Source organism: Microbacterium sp. JZ70 (genome assembly GCF_053903225.1).
This window is the reverse complement of the sequence record NZ_CP096405.1, coordinates 3,593,521-3,612,869: the sequence shown is the minus strand read 5'-3', so window position 1 is coordinate 3,612,869 and position 19,349 is coordinate 3,593,521. Positions and strand designations below refer to the sequence as shown.

The following is a 19,349-nucleotide window of genomic DNA, read 5'->3' as shown; positions in this document are numbered from 1 at the left end:
CGGCCTCACGCGAGCGGGATCGCCCCGTCGTACGCGTCCAGTGACTCGGTCTCCGCGGTCGCGGGGTACGCGAACACGCGAGACGGCGTCGAGCCCGCTGACCAGGGACTCCAATCGGCCGCGCGGGTCCGGATGAAGCCGACCGCCGCGCCGTGGACGGCGTCGGCGAGCTCCTGCGGCGGGTCCTCGCCGGTCATGAGGTCGACGCCCTCGGCGTCGAGCACGTCGAAGAAGAACGGCACGTCGAGGCAGTGGAGCGACCACCCGCGCGCCGGCGACACCCACTCGAACCGGTAGGCCCAGGTGCGGCCGCCCGAGGTCGCGGCCGATCGCGCGCGGGCGATGCGCACCACGTGGCGGCGGAAGAGCGCGTCGGTGACGAAGCGGCCGATCGCGGCGGGGACGCCGCGATCGCGCCGCAGCTCCGCGTTCGCCCGGAGATAGGCGCGGCGTCGCTTCCGAGGGAGCCCGAGCACGGTCAGGACGAGCCAGGCCGGAACCCAGCGGAGCCACCGGCTGTGGTCGTCGACGATCATCGAGAACTCGTCGTCCGTGGTGCCGATCACGAGGGGCTTGTCGGAGCCGACGCCCTTCGCGAGGGCACGCAGAGTCGGCTCGAGGATGAGCTCGCCGTCGATCGCAGGACCCAGCCGCAGGCCATCCGACAGCACGGCCTGGGCGCCGTGCAGATCGCGCATGGCGATGAGGTCCTTCGCGGCGTCGCGCACCTGCTTCTCGGTGAGCGCGCGCCATCCCGCCACGGTCGGCTCGACGCCTCCCTCCGCTGCGGCCCGGCGCCCGAAGCGCTCGGCCTCCTCGGGCGTGATCACGCCGATCGTGGCCGACATCGCCCAGACCGCCGAGAAGAGGTGCTGCGCCGCGGGCATCCCGAGAAGGGTGAGCACCGCTCCGCCGCCGGCCGACTGGCCCGCGATCGTCACGCGGGTGGGGTCGCCGCCGAAGGAGCGGATGTTGCGCTGCACCCACTCGAGGGCGGCGAGCCAGTCCCGCACCCCGCGGTTGCTCGGCGCGTCGGCGATCCAGCCGAACCCGTCGAAGCCGAGGCGGTACGACGCCGTCACGACGACGACGCCGTCGCGGGCGAACGAGCGCCCGTCGTACCAGGGGCTCGCGATCGAGCCGGAGACGTAGGCGCCGCCGTGGAAGTACACGAGGACGGGAAGCTCCGCCCCCGGATCGGTCGACGGGGTGAACACGTTGACGTTGAGCGTCGAGCGACCGGGGACCGACGGCTCCGGGATGAGCGTGATGCCGGTCGCCCCGCGCTGGGGCGTCGCCCCCTGCCGGGTGGCGTCGAGCACGCCATCCCAGGGCTCGTGCGGTGCGGGCGCCTGGAAGCGGAGGCGCCCGACCGGCGGCTGCGCGAACGGGATGCCGAGGAACGTCGCGCAGTCCCGGCGCCAGAACCCGCGCACGCGACCCGCCTCGGTGTCGACGACGGGCTGCTCGACGCGGTGCGGATCGGTCGGGATGCTCGCGGTCACGGTTCCAGTATCGCCGCCCCCGGGAGGCTCAGAAGAGCTGGCGCCAGTTCGCCTTCGCGAGGTCGAGGAGCTCGTCGCCGCGGCCGGAGAGGACGGTGCGGATGGCGTAGAGCGCGAATCCGCCGACCTGGTCGGCCGTGATCGTGGGCGGCATCGACAGCTCCTGCCGCTCGGTCACGACGTCGAGGAGCGCCGGCCCGTCGTGGGCGAGGAGCTCCTCGATCGCGGCAGGGAGGGCATCCGACCGCTCCACCCGGATGCCCTTGATGCCGAGCGCGTTCGCGACGGCAGCGAAGTCGGGGTTCTCGAGACCCGTGCCGTAGGTCGCGAAGCCGGCGGCCTTCATCTCGAGCTCGACGAAGTTCAGCGACGAGTTGTTGACCACGACGGTCTTCACGGGCAGATCGTTCTGCGTGAGGGTGATGAGCTCGCCGAGCATCATCGCGAGCCCGCCGTCGCCCGCGAGGGCGACCACCTGGCGGCCGGGCTGCGCGGCCTGCGCGCCGATGCCGTGCAGGAGCGCGTTCGCCATGGATCCATGGCTGAACGAGCCGATGAGACGCCGGCGCCCGTTCATCGTGAGGTACCGCGCGGCCCAGACGGTCGGCGAGCCGACGTCGGCGGTGAAGACGGCGTCGTCGGCAGCGGCCTCGTCGAGGAGCCGCGCGAGGTACTGCGGGTGGATGGGGTGCGCCCCGCGGCGCGGAACCGCGAGCTCGTCGAGCTTGCGCCGCGTCTTGACGTAGTGGTCGCGCGCGTCGTCGAGGTGCTGTCGGCTGCGCTTCTCGGAGAGACGGGGGAGCAGCGCCGCCGCGGTCGCCTTGACGTCTCCGACGAGCCCGAGGTCGAGCGGATGGCGGCGGCCGAGCTGGGAGCCGCGGATGTCGACCTGGATCGTCGTCGCGTGCTCGGGGTAGAACTGCGGGTAGGGGAAGTCGGTGCCGAGCATCAGGAGCGCGTCGGCACCCTCCATCGCGCGGTAGCCCGAGGCGAATCCGAGCAGTCCCGTCATCCCGACGTCGAACGGGTTGTCGTACTCGATGAACTCCTTGCCGCGCAGCGCGTGGACGACCGGGGCGGCGAGCCGGTCGGCGAGGGCGACGACCTCGTCGTGCGCGCCCTGGACGCCGGCGCCGGCGAGGATCGTGACCTTCTTCGCGCCACCGAGCAGCTCGGCCGCGCGGTCGAGCTCGGCGTCGTTCGGCAGGACGACCGGGCGCGCCCGGTCGATGACGGTCACGCGGTCGGAGGCGGCCTCCGCGAGCGCGACGTCGCCGGGGATCACGACGACCGCGACGTCGCGCTCCTGGATGGCCGTGCGCATCGCGATCTCGAGGATGCGCGGCATCTGGCTCGCGTCCGCGACGTACTCGACGTAGGCGCTGCACTCGCGGAACAGCTCCTGCGGGTGCGTCTCCTGGAAGTAGTTCGTGCCGATCTCGGAGGTCGGGATGTGCGCCGCGATCGCAAGCACGGGAACCCGCGAGCGATGCGCGTCGTAGAGCCCGTTGATGAGGTGCAGGTTGCCCGGACCGCACGAGCCCGCGACGACGGCGAGGTCGTCGGTCAGCGCCGCCTCGGCGGCCGCCGCGAACGCCGCCGACTCCTCGTGGCGCACGTGGACCCAGCGGATGGATCCGTCCTTGCGGAGCGCGTCGGTGAAGCCGTTGAGCGAGTCGCCGGGGATCCCGTACACGCGCTCGACGCCGTTCGCCCTGAGGGTCGCGACGATGTTCTGGGCGACGTCGGTCATGGGTCGTGCCTCCGTTCGAGCCTGCCTGCGGTACCTCCGACGTTACGCCCGATCCGGAGCCCGGAGGCGGTCCGCGGGAATGTCCGAGGGGGCGCGTAGCTTCTCCTCGACAGATCCTCTTGACGACGTACTTGCCTTTTGCAAGTATCCGAACGACGGCGTGCGACGACGGAGAGAGACCATGGCGGACACCCAGACCCATCCCGGCGACGGCAACCCGGCGCCTCCCGAGAACGGCATGCGCAGCTTCCTGCACGTGCTCGTGAACACGGCATTCGCGAACATCACGACGAGCTATCTCTGGTGGGCCCTGACCTTCTGGATCTACCTCGAGACGCGCAACGTCATCGCGACGGGCGTCATCGGCGGCGCCTACATGCTGTTCATCGCGCTCTTCAGCATGTTCTTCGGGACCCTCGTCGACCGCTTCCGCAAGAAGGCGGTCATGGCCTGGGCCACGCTCATCGCGTTCAGCGTCTTCTGCCTCGACGCGATCTTCTTCTTCGTGCTGGGCGAGGAGCGCATCGTCGACCTCACGCAGCCGTGGTTCTGGATCTTCGCCGTCGTCATGCTCGCCGGTGCCGTGGTCGAGCAGCTGCGCAACATCGCCCTCTCGACGACCGTCACGCTTCTCGTGCCCGTCGACCGCCATGCGAACGCGAACGGCATGGTCGGCACCGTGCAGGGCCTCGCATTCCTCGTCACGAGCGTGTTCAGCGGGCTCTCCGTCGGGCTCCTCGGCATGGGCACGACGCTGCTCATCGCCCTCGTCGCGATGGCGCTGTCGCTTCTGCACCTCATGGCCATCCGCATCCCCGAGCGCGAGATCGTGCATGCCGAGGGGCAGACCCGGTGGGTGGATGTCGCCGGCGGGTTCCAGGCGGTGCGCGCGGTTCCGGGGCTGCTCACGCTCGTGCTCTTCACGACGCTGAACAACCTCGTGGGCGGCGTCTACATGGCGCTCATGGACCCGTACGGGCTCGAGATGTTCTCGGTCGAGATGTGGGGCATCTGGCTCGCGGTGGGCTCGACCGGCTTCATCGTCGGCGGCGCGGTGATCGCGAAGCTGGGGCTCGGCAGGAACCCGATCCGCACGATGCTGCTCATCGCCGCGCTCGTCGGCGTCGTCGGGGCGGTCTTCACCCTGAGGGACTGGGCGTGGCTCTACGTCGGCGGCATCTGGGTCTTCATGTGCCTCATGCCCGCCGTCGAGGCAGCCGAGCAGACGGTCATCCAGAAGGTGACGCCGTACGAGAAGCAGGGGCGCGTCTTCGGGTTCGCGATGACCTTCGAAGCGGCCTCGGCGCCCATCACCTCGTTCCTCATCGCGCCGATCGCTCAGCTCTGGGTCATCCCGTACATGCAGACGGACGCGGGTCAACGGCAGTGGGCCTGGCTGCTGGGGGAGGGCGAGGCGCGGGGCATCGCGCTCGTGTTCGTCGCGGCCGGCGTCGTCGCCATCCTGCTGGCGCTCGGCGCGTTCCTCCTGCCGGCCTACCGGATGCTGTCGGCCCAGTTCCTGAAGAGCGACGGCGAAGAGCCGAACGCGGCACCCGAGGCGCCGGCCGCTCCGACGCCAGGGACCGCGGGGCTCGTCGCGACTTCGCACGCGGAGGACGAGCCGGTCGCGCCGGATCAGTCGGCCGACCGGTAGCTTCCCGCGCGGAGCCTCTCGGTGATGTCGAGCAGCGTACGCAGGTCGTCGTCGTCGAGGCACGACATGCGCTCGGCGATGCTCTTGCCGTGAGCCGCGGCGATCGATCGGAACGCGCGGGCGCCGTCCTCCGTCGCCGTCACGAGGGCGCCGCGCCCGTCGTCGGGGTCGCTGCACTTCGTGACGAGCCCGCGCCCGACCATGCGGTCGACGAGCCGGGAGACGCTCGGCTGGCTGATGAGCATGTTCGCCGTGACGTCGCGCAGCCGCGCCGTCATGTCCGGTGCACGGGTGACCGTGAGCAGCACGTCGTACTCCGCCTGCGAGAGGTCGCCGCCCACGAAGTCGTTCGAGACGTCCTCGAACACCTCGTGCTGCGCACGGAAGAGGCTCTCCCACGCGGCGATAGCGAGTCTGCGGTCGGCCATGCCTCTCAGGCTAGCGTTCCATGCGCGCCTATAGGAGTTGATCGGGGCGCCGGGGCGCCCTCAGGTGCCACGCGTGCGCAGCGTGAGACGCGCCACCCCGGGCGCGCGCCCCGTGATGTAGACCCTCGGACCGGACTGCGCGTCGGTGCCACCGAGGTAGGTGTAGTCCTCTCCCGGCTCATAGAACGCAGGCGGACCGCCGGGCAGCGCGGGGCCGAACTCGATGACGTCGTGTCCGATCGTGCACCGGCCGTAGCCGTCCCTGAGCTGGTAGGCACCGCCTCCGAGCGGTGCGGCGCCGTCGATGCGGCCGCCCGGAGCGAAGGCGAGCTCGAGTGACCATGCCAGGGCAGGGCCCTGCAGCGAGATCTCGATGTCGGCGCCGTCGTCGCGCGGCGTGATCTCGATGCGCGTCACGAGCTCTACCGCATCGGATTCCCTCGCGTCGAAGGACATCGCGGCCGCGAAGCGGCCCTCGTCCGCGAGCGCGTAGTCGCCCATCGCGCGGATGGCCGTGGACGGGAGGGGCTGGTAGTACCGTCCCTCGACGCGCTCGTCGAGGACGAGCCGACCGTGCTCCTCGACGAGGCTGCCAGGACGGAAGGGGCCGAGACCGAAGAAGTCCCGGGAGAGCCGTGCGGACACGAGGCGCGCGGCCCCCGCCTCGAGCCGCAGGAACGTGGGACTGTTCGAAAGCCCTGACCGGACCCGGCGCATGCGGGCGTAGTCTGACCCGCCGAACACCACGACGGTGCGCTCTCTGCGCGTGTCGACGACGAGGCCGCTTGCGGACCATCGGTCGCGCCTCGGCAGCTCCGGTGCGAGCGGCGCGGGAAGCGTCTCACCGATCGCCGGGTGGAGGAGCAGTTCGGCGAGGGCGTCCGACGAGACGCCGGAGGCCCGGGCGCGCTCCGCGCCCCACGCGAGATCGCCTCGGCCCGTCTCCACGGCGTACCGACGGTAGAGAACGAGGAAGGGGGCGGCAGGGAAGCGATCGTCCCGCTGATCCTGGCGCCGCGAGTGCACCGTCTCGACGGAGCCGTCGCCGCGGATGAGCCCGAGGAAGGACGTGAGATTGCGCGCGACGATCTCCCGCAGGTCCTCGCGCACGAGGATGTCGGCGATGGCCGTGAGGGAGGGGTTCGACACGTGCGCGGCGTAGTTGGCGCTCCGTTCCGAGTACATCCCGTCCGCGTCGATGTCGACGCCCTCCTCGAGCCACGTCTCCGCGCGGCTCCGCAGCACCGGATCGCCGGTGTGGCGGTGGAGTCGGGCGAGCGCCCCGGCGAGCTCCCATCGGTGGTTCGGCGTGTGCACGCCGCCCGCCAGCATGGCGGGCGCCGCGCGCTCCGCGATCCGATCGAGCGCCGTCGCGACCTCGCGGAGCGGCCCTGGATCATCCGACCGCCGGATGAGCTCGAGCGCGTCGGCGACATCGCTGACGGTGAAGGCGGAATCGGGCGGCGACTCGACGTTGTCGCCGCCCGCGAACAGTCCGGAGGGGGACTGCAGCTCGCTCAGCGTCATGACGAGGTCGGCCGCCGCCCGGGCAGGATCGGCCCGTCCGGCGTGGGCGCTCCCGGGAGCGAGTGCGGCAGCGACGAGCAGCTTCGCCTGGCGCATGAGCTCGCGATGAGCGGGAAGGGCATCCGCTCGGCTCGGGCTGCTGAGAAGACGCGCGATGTCGCGGTCCGCGGCCGCGAGCACCGCCCGACGGAAGCCGAGGTCCTCGCTCACTCCTTCAGCCCCGCGTTGATGTCGGCGTTCATCACGTACTTCTGGAAGACGACGTACATGATCACGAGCGGGATGATGGAGATCACAGACGCGGCGAGCAGCACGGACCAGTTGACGTTCTCGGCCCCGACGATCGACTGGATCGCGATCTGCAGGGTGAACTTCCCCGGATCGTTGAGCACGATGAGCGGCCAGATGTAGTCATTCCAGCGCCATTGGAACGAGAAGATGGCGAGGGTGATGATGATCGGCCGCGCGATCGGGATCATGATCCGCGCGAAGATCCGCAGCTCGCTCGCTCCGTCGATGCGCGCGGCCTCGACCAGCGAGTCGGGCACCGTCAGGAAGAACTGCCGGAACATGAAGATGCCCGTCGCCGTGATGATCGAGGGGATCACGAGGCCCCACAGCGAGTTGTAGAGGCCCAGGTCGCGGATGACGAGGAACGTCGGCGACAGGATGACCTCCGTCGGGAGCATCGTCGTGGCGAGGATGCAGATGAAGAACGCCTTGAGCCACCACCGGTCGTACTTCGCCAGCGCGTATCCCGAGCAGGCGCTGGCGACGATGGTGAGTGCGGTGGTGGTGACCGCGACGAAGGCCGTGTTCAGGAAGTAGCCGGCGAAGTCGTAGCTCGACCATGCCGTGGCGTATCCGGAGAAGTCCCATCGCTCGGGGAGCAGCGTCAGCGGGTAGGAGAAGAGATCGCCGGCGGGCTTGAACGAGCTCAGCAGGAACCACAGCAGCGGGAAGCCGAACGCGAGCACGAGGATCCAGAGGACTGCCGTCGCGCCGATCGCCTTCACGCGCTCGGCGGGGCCGCGCAGGCGGTCGGCTGCGGGGCGGCGGCGTCGGGAAGGAGCCGTCGTCACGACCTCGGTGAGCGTGCTCATGCCGCGCCCCTCCTCTTGTTGAACCAGAGTTGGACCAGGGCGATCACCATGAGGATGACCATGAGGATCATGGATGCCGCGCTCGCATAGCCGATTTGGCCGTTCTGGAACCCGGTTCGGTAGATGTACTGCACGAGCAGGTTGTTCTCGGTTCCGGGCCCGCCGTTGTTGAGGGCCTGGATCATGGCGAACTCCTTGATCGATCCGATGGTCGACAGGAGGATCACGATGAACGACGTCGGGGCGATGCTCGGCAGCGTGATGTGCCGGAAGCGCTGCCAGGAGCCGGCGCCGTCGAGCTCGGCGGCCTCGTAGTACGCCTGCGGAACATTCCGGATCGCGGCGATGAAGAGGAGCATGTTGAACGCGGTGCCGGCCCACGCGCCGGCGAAGACGACGACGAGAAGCGAGATGTCGGCGTTCGACTGCCAGGGGACGGGAGCGCCGCCGAGCATCCCGATGACGAAGTTGACGAAGCCGAAGTTCTCCCCGAACATCCAGCGCCAGACCACGCCGGTCACGATGGGGGAGATGAGCCAGGGGATGAAGAACACGATGCGCGCCACCGCGCGCCCCCGCGCGAACTTGCTGACGAGCAGCGATGCGATGCCGAGCGCGAGTGCGTAGGACAGCGGCACCTGCAGGATCGCGTACTGGAACGTGCGCGCGAGCGCCTGGTAGAAGCCGCTGTCTGCGAACAGCTCCGCGTAGTTTTCGAATCCGATGAAATCGGGAGTGCCGATCCCCGTGTAGTCGGTGAACGAGTACGCGAGCCCGATCGCCCCGGGCCAGACGAAGAAGAGGGCGAAGAGGACGACGTTCGCCGCGATGAGCGTGAGCGGCGCGACCCGGTAGCGGTGGAGCGGTCGGCGTCGCCGGGCACCGCCGGCGGCAGGGGCCGCCTGCGGTGCCTGGAGGGCGGTCGTCATGCGCTCACTCGCCTCCGACCTGGTCCTCGTAGCCCGCGAGGATGTTGTCGAGCGTGGTCTGCGCGTCCTGCTGTCCATTGATGAACGCCCCCATCTCGGAGACCGTGGGGTCCTCGGCGAGGGCCTTGTCGTCGAGCGCCCAGCGTGTCTGCGCCTGAGCGAACGAGCTCGAGATCGGGTCGGCCAGCTCGATCTCCTGCGTGTACAGCTCGAACCCGTCGAGCGCGGCCTGCGACTCGAACGGGTAGGCGAGGTCGAGCCCGTTCTCGACGGGGAGGAACCCGTTCGTCTCGGCGAGCACCGCGTACTGCTCGGGGTCGTACATCCAGTCGACGAAGTCGTATGCGGCCTCAGAGCGGCCGCCGCCGTTGTCGAATGCGACCGTCAGCCCGCCGAAGTTGAGGTCCGTCGCGTGCACGGGCTGCGCCGGCGCCGGCACTGCGGCCCACTCGAAGTCGGTGATCGTGGAGCTGAAGTCCGCGATCTGCCAGACGCCGGAGAAGTACGCGACGACCTGGCCGCTCTTGAAGAGGGCGTTCGGGTCGGCGCCGCTCGTCCAGACCGACTTCGGCATGATCACGTCGTCGTTCATCGCCTTGAAGCGCTCGTAGATGTCGATCGTCGCGTCGTTCGTGGAGATCTCTCCGTCATCCCACTGGATGGCCTCGCCGCCGAGCTGGTACTGGAACGCGCGGAAGCGCGACGGCGATGCATCGAAGGTCAGGTTGTACTGCGCGCCGGTCGCCTCCCGCACCTGCGTCGTCGCGTCGAGGAACGCGTCCCACGTCCACGTCTCATTCGGATCGGTCGGGTACGCGACGCCTGCCTCGTCGAAGAGGGTCTTGTTGATGAACATGCCGGATGCGGTGACGTCCGAGGGGATGCTGAGCACCGAGTCGTCGTCGCCTCGCACGATGAGGTCGGTGTTGATCCCGTTCTCCGGGTCGTCGACGATCTCGGCGAGATCCTGGGCCGCCGGTGTCCACAGAGGATCGAGCCCCGGAACGCGCGCTACGTCGGGGAGCTCGTTCGCCTGCGCCGCGCTGCGCAGGCGCGTGCCGTAGCCGTCGTACGGGATGTTGACGATCTCGACGGCGGTCCCGGTCTCCTCCTCGTACTGCTCGGCGAGCGCGTCGTAGCCCGCCTGCTGCTCGACGCTCGTCGACAGCCAGAACGTGATGCTGTCGGCCTCGCCGCTCGCGCCGCCCGCGCATCCGGCGAGTGCGAGGACAGCGCTCCCTGCAACGACGAAGGCGGACGTGCGGATGAAGCGGGTGCTGCGGTTCGTCATCGAAACCTCCTCGGCGGCATCGATGCCGCGGTCGGGCTGGATGTCTCGGATGTGTGATTGTCTCTACGTCCGGACAAATGTGGGTGGCACGATGCTAGCCCGCTGATCGGGCATGGGCAAGCGCTTGCCCGGATGGTCGGCGTGGAAGGGATCTGCAACCCGGAGCTCGACTCCTGCTCGACGGGCGCAGGGGCTCAGCCGGCACAAGTAAGGGCCGGGCGGAGAGGAAGCCGCCCGGCCCTTGTCCCTTGCACCAAGAGTGTCCTGCAATCACATGTCGGCAGCTGCCACAGCAAAACAGCTGCCGTGCGATGACTCTATAACGGGGAGGTAACGGGAGCAACCCTCGGCGTTATCTTCCTGTGATTTCTTCACCGACGCATAGCGATCAGTCAGGCAGCGCCTCGACCTGGTGCGGGACCGGTCCTTCGGCGGAGGTCTGGGCTCAGGATGCGAGCGGAGTCGACGGCTGCTCCTCGCGTGCGGGAGCGCCGAGCCCGAGCAGCGCCCGCCCCCGCTCGTACTTCGCGAACAGCACCTCGCGCGTGGCCGCGTCGAGTGCCGCAAGCCGTTCCGGGCGCATGTTGTCGGCGAGGTCGTGCTCCTTCACGGCGCGCGCGAGCGGATTGGCGCGCACGCGGCCGTAGTAGGCCTCGACGGGCTCGTCGTCGCGGATCGAGAGGGCGTCGACAGCCTCGACGACGTGCGCCGGGAACTCCGCGCGCAGGTCCTCGATGGAGGTGTCGGTCTTCTCGAGCACGTCGTGCAGCCATCCGATCGCCGCGAGCACGTGGTCGCCCTCGGCTCGTGCGGCGACGCGTGCGGGATGGTCGACGTACGGGTTCCCGAGGAGGTCGACCTGGTCCGCGTGCGCCGCGCGCGCGAATCTCTCCGCGCGTCGAGCGATCCATCCACTCACGCGTCCATCTTCCATCGTTGACCGATGGACCGCATCCCGGCGTGGGCGAGGGCGGCCTGGTCCGCGTCAGGTGCGCGCAGAGCGGACGCGGACGGTCATCTCGTCGACGTTCGGCATCGCCTGCTTCACCGCGTGCTCGGCCTCGATCGCGAGACGGTCGGCGTCGATCAGCGTGGTCGCGCGCGTGGAGACGATGGCGTCCCCGCGCAGGCGGTGCCCGACCCACCGCAGCCGCACGCGCTCGACCGCATCCACCCGCGCTGTGTGCGCAAGGACGTGCTCGGCCCGGTCGACGAGCTCGGGCTCGATTCCGTCGAGCAGGCGGAGGCCGACGGATCGCACCGTTCCGATGAGCAGGATGCCGATCATGATCGAGATGAGCAGGCCGACGATCGCGTCGGCGATCGGGAACCCCAGCAGGACTCCGATCCCTCCGACCACGACGGCGAGCGACGTGAAGCCGTCGGCTCGCGCGTGCACTCCGTCGGCGACCAGCGCGGCGGACCCGATCCTGCGCCCGATGCGGATGCGGTAGATCGCGACGATCTCATTGCCGGCGAAGCCGACGACGCCGGCTGCGATGACCCACTCGAGGTTGGACACCGATCGCGGATCGAACAGCCGCTGGATGGACTCGCTCACAGCGACGACGGCCGAGAGGGCGATCATGAGCACGATGAACAGCCCTGCGAGATCCTCGGCTCGGCTGAGGCCGTAGGGGTAGCGGCGGGTGGCGACGCGTCGCGAGAGCGCGAACGCGATCCACAGGGGCACGGCGGTGAGCGCGTCGGAGAAGTTGTGGACGGTGTCGGCCAGCAGCGCCACCGAGCCCGACAGCGCGACGACGGCCGCCTGTGTCAGCGCCGTCGCGAGCATGATCGCCAGGCTGATCTTCAGCGCGCGGACGCCCTCGGTGTGGGCGCGCATCGCGTCGTCGATCGCGTCGGCGGGGTCGTGGGAGTGGGGCACCAGGATCCCGTGCAGAAGACCGCGCAGCCCCGACGGGTGGTCGTGGTCGTGGTCGTGATGCTCGCGGTCGTGAGGCGCGTGAGCGTGGTCGTGATGCGGATGGCTGTGCGCGGTCACGCGCCGGCCCTCTCGATGTGATGGTGGCGGGGATGGTCGCTGAGCGAGTGCTCTGCCTGGAAGATCGCGTCCGCGACGAGCTGTGACGCGTGCTCGTTCTCGAGGCGGTAGTGCACGCGCTGGCCCTCGTGCCGCGTCGCGACGATCCGCGCCATCCGGAGCTTCGCGAGGTGCTGCGACGCGGCCGCCGGCGACTTGCCGACGGCCTCGGCGATGCGGTTGACCGAGAGCTCGCCGTTCCTCCGGAGCGCGAGGACGATGCGGACGCGCGTCGGATCGGCGAGGAGGCGGAAGACCTCGACGGCGAGCTCGACGTACGGGCTGTCGAGATCCATTCCGCATATCCGCTTATCTGCATCCATACGCAGATTATGGCAGATGCGCGGGCGCCGGCCGGGGCTGGTCCGGCGCGGTCCGGCGCGGCACCATGGCGCCGTGCGCATCTACCCCACGGGGGCCGGCTGCGATCCGATCTGCAGGACCGGGGACGCGCAGCAGCTTCCTCCGGCTTCGTCGAATGCGGCCGCGCCTCCGCAGACTCCCGTCTCGGGAAGAGCGAGTTCGCTCCGCGCGGCCGCCTCGTGATCGCCGGCGAGGTGGGCTGCGACGCTGCGCACCTGCTCGTAGCCGGTCAGCGCGAGGAACGTGGGCGCGCGGCCGTAGCTCTTCGCTCCCACGATGAAGAGACCGCGTTCGGGCTGAACGAGCTCGCGCGCCCCGGTCGCGGCGACCGTGCCGCACGAGTGGATGTTCGGGTCGATCTCCGAGGCGATCCCCGCGACGGCCTCGAGGGTCGGGTCGAGGGCGACGCGCAGCTCGGACAGCAGAGACGTGTCCGGCCGGAAGCCGGTGAGCGCGAACACGTGGCCGAGCCCCGCGAGCTCTCGTCCGTCCTCGGAGACGAGGTCGACGCCATCCGCGTGAGCCCGCACCTCCGCGACGCGAAACCCTGCGACGACCTCGACCAGGCCCTCTTCTACGGCGCGGCGCGCGCGGCCTCCGAGCGCGGCGCGCTCGGGCAGCCCGTCGGCGTCGCCGGATCCGAAGACCGCCGCACCCCGACGCAGCGCCCAGGTGACGACCGTGCCGGGGGTCTTCCGGGCGAGTTCGGCCAGCCGGAGCACGGCATGCGCTGCCGAGTGCCCGGCGCCGACGACCGCGACCCGGCGCCCCGCGAACGCGGAGACGTCGTCGGGGATGCGATACGAGATCGCGCCTGCTGCCGAGGTCTCTCCGATGGCGGGAAGCCCGTCGGCACCTGCGGGATTGGGGTGGCTCCAGGTGCCGCTCGCGTCGATCACCGAGCCGGCGAGGATCCGCGCCTCACGACCATCCGCGTCCCTCGTGTGAACGGTGAACGCCTGCTCGTCGCGCCCGGCGTCGACCACGCGGTCGCGTCCGACGCGACTCACGCCGGTCACCTCGACCCCCGTGCGCACGCGCTCGCCGAGGGCGGCGGCGAGGGGGAGGAGGTAGCGGTCGACCCATTCTGCGCCGGTGGGGTACCCGGTCGTCGGTGCGGTCCATCCGGTCGGAGTCAGAAGGCGGCGGGCCGCGGCGTCGATGAGCTCCGGCCAGGCCGAGAACAGCCGCACGTGGCCCCATTCCGACACGGCGGCGCCCGCGGCGCGGCCTCTCTCGAGCACGATGGCGTCCCGTCCGCGCTCGGTGAGGTGCGCGGCGGTGGCCAGACCCTGCGGCCCCGCTCCGATGATGACGACGGGAAGCTGCGACATCGGATCTCCTCAGATTGAAAGATGTCAATGTGTCGAGCGTGCCCGACCTATCGAAAGATGTCAATGCGTGCGACACTGGGGAGCATGAGTCTTCCTGCGGTGATCGACGGAACGGGCACGTGCTGTGTGCCGCCGATCACGTCGATCATGAGCACCGAGGAGGCAGAGCGAGTCGCGCGCGTCTTCAAGGCGCTCGGCGACCCGACGCGTGTGAGGCTGCTGTCGCTGATCGCGTCGGCGGATGGCGCTGAGGCGTGCATCTGCGATCTCACGGAACCGGTCGGGCTCTCCCAGGGAACGGTGTCGCACCACATGAAGCTCCTTGCGGAAGCGGGCCTCGTGACGCGCGATCAGCGGGGGAAGTGGGCCTACTACGCGATCGACAAGGGTGCCCTCGACCAGGCCGCCGCGGCCCTCCGCACCGCATGATCGGCGGAGTCGCACATGTCCGCGAGCTCGATTGGGGCGGCAGTGTGAACATCCGCGATCTCGGCGGACTGCCGACGCCGCTCTCGCCGACGGGCCAGACCCTGCGGGGGCGCGTTGCGCGTGGCCCCCGCCGTGAGCGCCTGACCGCGGACGGGTGGCTCGCAGCCCGCGAATGGGGGCTGCGAGCGGTGGTCGACCTGCGTTGCGCCCATGAGGTCGGCCGTCGACCCGACGACCCCATCGTGTCGGAGGATGCACTTGCGGACCTGCGCATCGTCCAGGCGCCGACCGAGGACCAAGAGGATCCCGAGTTCCGGCGGGTCTGCTTCCCGCTGCTCGACTCGCCCGAGTACTGGGCTCACAACTGGCGTCTTCTCCCGGGCCTGGTGCGGGCAGCGCTCGTCGCCGTCGCTGACGCAGGAGCGGGAGTGCTCGTCCACTGCGGCGCAGGGCGTGACCGCACGGGCATGCTCTCCGCGCTGCTCCTCGGCAACGCCGGGGTCCTGCCCGACGCCGTGGCAGAGGACTACGCAGAGTCGGTCAGAGCGATGGCAGCGGCGGCGCACCATTCGCCCACGGGAGACCGGCAGTCGCGCTGGAGCCCAGAGGAGCGCGAGGCGTGGATCGAGGAGGTGTCGGTGATCGTGCGTGAGGTCGCAGCGGACGTCAGCCGCGCGTTCCATGTGATCGGCCTCGATGACGCGTACCGCGAGCGATTGCGTTCACTTCTCGTCGACCCCGACGGCGCCCGCTAGCGTGGGCACCGTGGTGGACGTGCGAGTGACCGTCCGGGAGCAGAATCCATGACGCCGCTGCCGGACTGGCTCGACATCCTCCTCGCGGTGCTCGGCGCGCTCCTCGTCCTGTGGCTCGGGCTCATCGCCATCCTGTGGGTCCAGGCGAAGCGGGCGGGGCGAGACGTGGACTGGCGGGAGGCGGTCCGACTCGTTCCCGACGTGATCCGGCTCATCCGGCGACTGGCGGTGGATCGCACGGTGCCTCGATCGACGCGATGGTGGCTCCTGGGCCTCCTCGGATACCTGCTCCTCCCGATCGATCTCGTGCCCGACGTGATCCCGGTTCTCGGCTACGCGGACGACGTGATCGTGGTCGTGCTCGTGCTGCGGCACGCCATCCGCACGGCGGGGCGCGAGCCGATCGAGCGCCACTGGCCGGGCAGCGAGGATGGGCTCGGCAGTCTTCTCGCGCTCCTCGGGATGCGGTCTCGCCGCTGAGCCCCTGTCCGCCGAAGAGCCGACAGCGCTCGACCCGACGCTCGACGTAGCCTGCCGGGATGAGAACGCGCACGCTGGTCGTCGCCTCGGCTGCCCTCCTCCTGCTGACGGGGTGCGCGGCCCCGACGGCCGCCGGCCGCGCGCCATCCGCCTCGCCGACACCGACCGCCGCGTGCCCCGAGCAGCCGGGTGTCGAACTGCCTCCCGAGTGCGCCGGCTACGACCCCGAGCACTCGATGGCGCAGAACGACGCCTACCGCCAACGGGGCGAGCTCGACCCGGCGGTCGAGGAGGCGGCGCGCGACATCGCCGAGGCCGCCGCCGATGACCTCGAGGCCCTCCGCACGAGCGGCGAGCCGGTGACCGCGGACGCGGTCGTCGATCTGCTCGAGGCGGAGGGCCTGTCCAGTGTGCAGACCCGCGAGGGCGCCGGGCACGTGCTGTTCGGCGCTGTCGCTGCCACGGGCGGATGCGTGTTCGGCGCGGTCGCGCCGGAGGCCGTCACGATCGACGTCGGCGGGGGCATCGCCGACGGAGGATGCCTGCCGGCGCAGTGAGCGTGCGCGTCGGCTCCGCGGGGAGCAGACCCGGGCACCGTCGCGCCGCCTTCCGCCGTTCCGACGGCGACGCTAGCTTGTGCGCCATGAGCGCACCTCGAGCGGCGACGCACCCTCCTCGACCGACAGCCCTCCACATCGGAGTCGGGCTCATGGTCTTCACGTGCCTCCTGGGGCTCACCTTCGGCATCCTCGGCTTCGTCGATGCATCCGACCACGGCGATGAGGAGGGCGCCGCGCTCTTCCTCATCGCCGCAGCCGTCGTCGTCGTCGACCTCGTGCTGGCGATCCTCGTGTGGTTCGGGCGCATGTGGGCGCGCACCGTGCTGACGGTCATCGTGATCGGCAACATGCTGCTCGGGATCTTCACCGGCCAGGGGCCGACGGGTCTTCTCGGGGTGGCCGCGGTCGCCGTGCTCTACCTCAAGCCGTGCACCGAGTGGCTGCAGGAGGCGCGCCCGTCGGAGTGACGGGCGCGGTCGCTAGAGCCACCGCTTGCGCTTGAACACGCCCCAGAGTGCGAAGCCGAGCCCGACCATGAGGGCGAGTGAGAGCGGATAGCCGTAGGTCCAGTCCAGCTCCGGCATGTGCTCGAAGTTCATGCCGTACACAGTGCCGACGAGCGTCGGCGCGAACAGGATGGCCGCCCACGACGAGATCTTCTTGATCTCCTCGTTCTGCGCGAGATTGAACTCCGTCATCCGGCGCATCTCGTCGTTCTGACGCTGAGCGGCGAGCGTCGCGTCGACCGTCAGCGCGTTCTCGAGGATCGACCGGAAGGCACCCGTGCGGTCGGCGATGCGCAGGGCGTGATCGAGCACATCGCGCAGGTACCGCTGCAGCTCGAGGTCGACACGGTACTTGTCGGAGCCGCGCAGGAGAGCTTCGAGCATGGCGACGAGCGGCTGCGTCGCCCGCTGGAAGCCGATGACCTCGCGGGCCAGCTCGTAGATGCGACGGGAAGCCGAGTCGGCACCCGAGAAGAGCTCGTCCTCGATCTCGTCGATGTCGTTCTCCAGGCCGGCGACCACGGGCGCGTACTTGTCGACGACCTCGTCGAGCACGGCGTACAGCACCGCCTCGGGCCCCATCGCGAGGAGCTGAGGCGAGGCCTCGAGCCGACGGCGGACGCTCGCGAGATCGGGCGCCTCGGCATGGCGGATCGTGACGACGAAGTCGGGCCCGACGAACAGGTGGAGCTCGCCGAACTCGACCTGCTCTTCGTCATCGCGGTAGCGCGCCGGCCGGAGCACGACGAAGAGCGTGTCGCCGTAGCGCTCGAGCTTGGCACGCTGGTGCCCCTTGAGCGCATCCTCGACGGCGAGCGGGTGGAGCGAGAACTCGGCGGCGATGGCGCGGATCTCCTCCGCCGTCGGGCGATAGAGCCCGATCCACGCCATGCCGTCGCGATCGCGCATGGTCTCGCGGGTCGCGGTCAGGTCGGCCGGGTCGGCCGTGCGGTGTCCGTCCACGTACACCGCGTTGTCGATCAATGCCATCATCATTCACCTCTTTCTGCTCACTTCGAGGCACGCGCGAGCAGGGCTCCGCACGTGCAGAGAGGCCGCGCGCTCGAGCACGCGGCAGGCGCCGCCGATGGGCGAAGACGTCAGCGAGGAGTGACGCTGATCGACGAAGGCGAATCGGCGGCGCGGCGACTATCACTGGACATCGCGCATCACCTGCCTTCGGATCGGGGAACGGGCATGGAGAGCCCGGGGAATGATACGTCGCGGCTGCCGAGGCGTCAAAATCCGGGGGCGCTCCGCCGGGGGAAGCCCCTACCTCTCAGCGCGCGACGTAGCGGAGGAGTGCGGCTCCGTGCGGTGCGAGGGAGAGGCGGATGGCCGTGCTGCCGTGAGCGACGCCGCGCACGGCGGCATGATCGGTCGCGATCTCGGCACCCGTCCACAGCTCGCGCAGCTCTCCGTGGAGCTGGGCGAGGAGACCGACGTTCTGCGCGTCGAGGGCGATGTCGCGCGCCTCGTCGTGGAGGTTGAACGCGGCGACGTAGCGCTCGCCGTCGGTGCCGTCGGCCGTCCACAGCACGAGGCCGTTCTCGCGGAACACCTCGCGACTCGCCTCGGCGCGCAGCAGCGCGAGCGCATCGGCGTTCGTGAAGAGCGCGATCGTGGCAGGGTCGCTCGTCGGAAGGTCTCCGCCGATCATGAGGGGCGACCGGGCCACGAGCCACAGCGTCATGAGCGAGACCCGCTCGGCGGGGGTCAGGCGGTCGTGACGCGGCTCGCCGCGCTCGGCCCGGATGCCGATCCGGCCGAGCGGCAGCATGTCGCCGTCCGGCCATCCGCTCGCCGACGCGTGCGGCGCCCAGCGCGCGAAACGGGCGAAGTTCGCCTCGACGTCGTGCCAGTCGTCCCACAGGTCGTCGCAGATCCGCCACATCGTCGCGTGCTCGCGGAGGTGATCGAGGCGCGTGAGGGAGAGGTCGCGGCCCGGCGAGAGGCTCAGCTCGATCGGGCGGCCGGTGCGCGCGATGGCGCGCGCGTAGGCCTCGATGTCGGCCGCCTGGTACGGCCACAGCATGTCGTCGGCCTTGATGAAGTCGACGCCCCACGACGCGTAGAGATCGAGCGTGGAGTCGTAGTATGCCTGCGCCGCGGGGTGATCATGGTCGAGCCCGACCATGTCGGGGTTCCACTCGCAGGCGTTCGCGGGGTCGGCGACCTCCGACGCGCGCGCGTCGGTGCCCAGGATCGGCGCGTCGGCGGCGACCGCGCGCCGCGGGATGCCCCGCATCGTGTGGATGCCGAAGCGGAGGCCGAGCGCGTGGATGCGCTCGGCCAGTGGCCCGAAGCCCGCGCCGCCGGCCGAACTCGGGAAGCGCCCCGGGTCGGGGATGAGCCTGCCGTGCTCGTCCATCGCGAGCGGCGCGTCGTCGTTGTACCCGTGCGAGCGCGCGGTCGGATCGGACCAGTCGATGTCGACGACCACCGTGTCCCACCCGTAGGGGAGGAGGTGCTTCGCCATGAACTCGGCATTCGCGAGGACCTCCGCCTCGGTGACGGTGGTGCCGAAGCAGTCCCAGCTGTTCCAGCCCATGGGCGGGGTGGTGCGCGCGAGCGGCATGGTGTCCCTTCATCGGGTTCGCGGGAGGGCACGACGCGGTGCCGCGGACGACGCTACCGGAATTCTCACGTTGGAGGAGACCGGCGATCGGATGGCGCGAGCGCGCTCTA

General features: G+C 70.2%; 19 protein-coding genes. 6 read left to right on the top strand and 13 right to left on the bottom strand.

Annotated features, from left to right (window positions below):
- Positions 1 to 5: 5 nt before the first annotated feature.
- Complete coding sequence (locus M1D46_RS16630) at positions 6 to 1,505, bottom strand: carboxylesterase/lipase family protein (protein ID WP_456283905.1); 1,500 nt, start codon at positions 1,503 to 1,505, stop codon at positions 6 to 8.
- A 28-nt stretch (positions 1,506 to 1,533) separates the two neighbouring features.
- A complete protein-coding gene (poxB, locus tag M1D46_RS16625; RefSeq protein ID WP_456286147.1) occupies positions 1,534 to 3,258 on the bottom strand; it encodes a ubiquinone-dependent pyruvate dehydrogenase in 1,725 nt (574 codons plus the stop codon).
- Between the two features lie 181 nt (positions 3,259 to 3,439).
- Here poxB and M1D46_RS16620 point away from each other — a divergent pair, with 181 nt between their 5' ends.
- A complete protein-coding gene (locus M1D46_RS16620) occupies positions 3,440 to 4,912 on the top strand; it encodes an MFS transporter (RefSeq protein ID WP_456286146.1) in 1,473 nt (490 codons plus the stop codon).
- Here M1D46_RS16620 and M1D46_RS16615 read toward each other — a convergent pair.
- From M1D46_RS16615 to M1D46_RS16575, 9 genes are all read right to left on the bottom strand, one after another.
- Positions 4,894 to 5,340, bottom strand: a complete 447-nt coding sequence (locus tag M1D46_RS16615; RefSeq protein ID WP_456283903.1) for a MarR family winged helix-turn-helix transcriptional regulator — start codon at positions 5,338 to 5,340, stop codon at positions 4,894 to 4,896. The two genes, M1D46_RS16620 and M1D46_RS16615, sit on opposite strands and share 19 nt — an antisense overlap.
- 60 nt (positions 5,341 to 5,400) lie before the next feature.
- The gene (locus tag M1D46_RS16610) at positions 5,401 to 7,077 is read right to left on the bottom strand and encodes a hypothetical protein (protein ID WP_456286145.1); all 1,677 of its coding nucleotides are present in this window, start codon (positions 7,075 to 7,077) and stop codon (positions 5,401 to 5,403) included.
- Positions 7,074 to 7,970: a carbohydrate ABC transporter permease gene (locus M1D46_RS16605; RefSeq protein ID WP_456286144.1), complete on the bottom strand. Its 897-nt coding sequence runs from the start codon at positions 7,968 to 7,970 to the stop codon at positions 7,074 to 7,076. Before M1D46_RS16605 ends, M1D46_RS16610 begins: the two co-directional genes overlap by 4 nt.
- A complete protein-coding gene (locus tag M1D46_RS16600) occupies positions 7,967 to 8,899 on the bottom strand; it encodes a carbohydrate ABC transporter permease (protein WP_456286143.1) in 933 nt (310 codons plus the stop codon). The genes M1D46_RS16605 and M1D46_RS16600 overlap by 4 nt, the downstream gene beginning before the upstream one ends.
- 4 nt (positions 8,900 to 8,903) lie before the next feature.
- On the bottom strand, positions 8,904 to 10,190 hold the full coding sequence (locus tag M1D46_RS16595; protein WP_456286142.1) for an ABC transporter substrate-binding protein: 1,287 nt from the start codon (positions 10,188 to 10,190) through the stop codon (positions 8,904 to 8,906).
- A gap of 445 nt (positions 10,191 to 10,635) precedes the next feature.
- On the bottom strand, positions 10,636 to 11,109 hold the full coding sequence (locus M1D46_RS16590) for an HD domain-containing protein (protein ID WP_456283899.1): 474 nt from the start codon (positions 11,107 to 11,109) through the stop codon (positions 10,636 to 10,638).
- Positions 11,110 to 11,175: 66 nt separating this feature from the next.
- A complete protein-coding gene (locus M1D46_RS16585) occupies positions 11,176 to 12,195 on the bottom strand; it encodes a cation diffusion facilitator family transporter (protein WP_456286141.1) in 1,020 nt (339 codons plus the stop codon).
- Positions 12,192 to 12,557, bottom strand: a complete 366-nt coding sequence (locus M1D46_RS16580) for an ArsR/SmtB family transcription factor (protein ID WP_456286140.1) — start codon at positions 12,555 to 12,557, stop codon at positions 12,192 to 12,194. Before M1D46_RS16580 ends, M1D46_RS16585 begins: the two co-directional genes overlap by 4 nt.
- A gap of 81 nt (positions 12,558 to 12,638) precedes the next feature.
- Entirely contained in the window at positions 12,639 to 13,931 is a 1,293-nt protein-coding gene (locus M1D46_RS16575; protein ID WP_456286139.1) for an FAD-dependent oxidoreductase, read from the bottom strand.
- 84 nt (positions 13,932 to 14,015) lie between these two features.
- On the opposite strand from M1D46_RS16575, the gene M1D46_RS16570 reads away from it, so the two are divergent.
- From M1D46_RS16570 to M1D46_RS16550, 5 genes are all read left to right on the top strand, one after another.
- Positions 14,016 to 14,360 (top strand): ArsR/SmtB family transcription factor, encoded by a 345-nt coding sequence (locus M1D46_RS16570; RefSeq protein WP_456286138.1) that lies wholly within the window; start codon positions 14,016 to 14,018, stop codon positions 14,358 to 14,360.
- A gap of 44 nt (positions 14,361 to 14,404) precedes the next feature.
- Positions 14,405 to 15,115, top strand: a complete 711-nt coding sequence (locus M1D46_RS16565) for a tyrosine-protein phosphatase (RefSeq protein WP_456286137.1) — start codon at positions 14,405 to 14,407, stop codon at positions 15,113 to 15,115.
- Positions 15,116 to 15,163: 48 nt separating this feature from the next.
- Positions 15,164 to 15,595, top strand: a complete 432-nt coding sequence (locus M1D46_RS16560; protein ID WP_456286136.1) for a DUF1232 domain-containing protein — start codon at positions 15,164 to 15,166, stop codon at positions 15,593 to 15,595.
- A 59-nt stretch (positions 15,596 to 15,654) separates the two neighbouring features.
- On the top strand, positions 15,655 to 16,152 hold the full coding sequence (locus M1D46_RS16555; protein ID WP_456286135.1) for a hypothetical protein: 498 nt from the start codon (positions 15,655 to 15,657) through the stop codon (positions 16,150 to 16,152).
- Positions 16,153 to 16,238: 86 nt separating this feature from the next.
- Positions 16,239 to 16,622: a hypothetical protein gene (locus tag M1D46_RS16550; RefSeq protein ID WP_455970421.1), complete on the top strand. Its 384-nt coding sequence runs from the start codon at positions 16,239 to 16,241 to the stop codon at positions 16,620 to 16,622.
- A gap of 12 nt (positions 16,623 to 16,634) precedes the next feature.
- Here the strand turns inward: M1D46_RS16550 and corA are convergent, their stop codons facing one another.
- The gene (gene corA / locus M1D46_RS16545) at positions 16,635 to 17,651 is read right to left on the bottom strand and encodes a magnesium/cobalt transporter CorA (RefSeq protein WP_421076049.1); all 1,017 of its coding nucleotides are present in this window, start codon (positions 17,649 to 17,651) and stop codon (positions 16,635 to 16,637) included.
- A gap of 289 nt (positions 17,652 to 17,940) precedes the next feature.
- Positions 17,941 to 19,239, bottom strand: a complete 1,299-nt coding sequence (locus tag M1D46_RS16540; protein WP_456286134.1) for an alpha-galactosidase — start codon at positions 19,237 to 19,239, stop codon at positions 17,941 to 17,943.
- Positions 19,240 to 19,349: the final 110 nt, after the last annotated feature.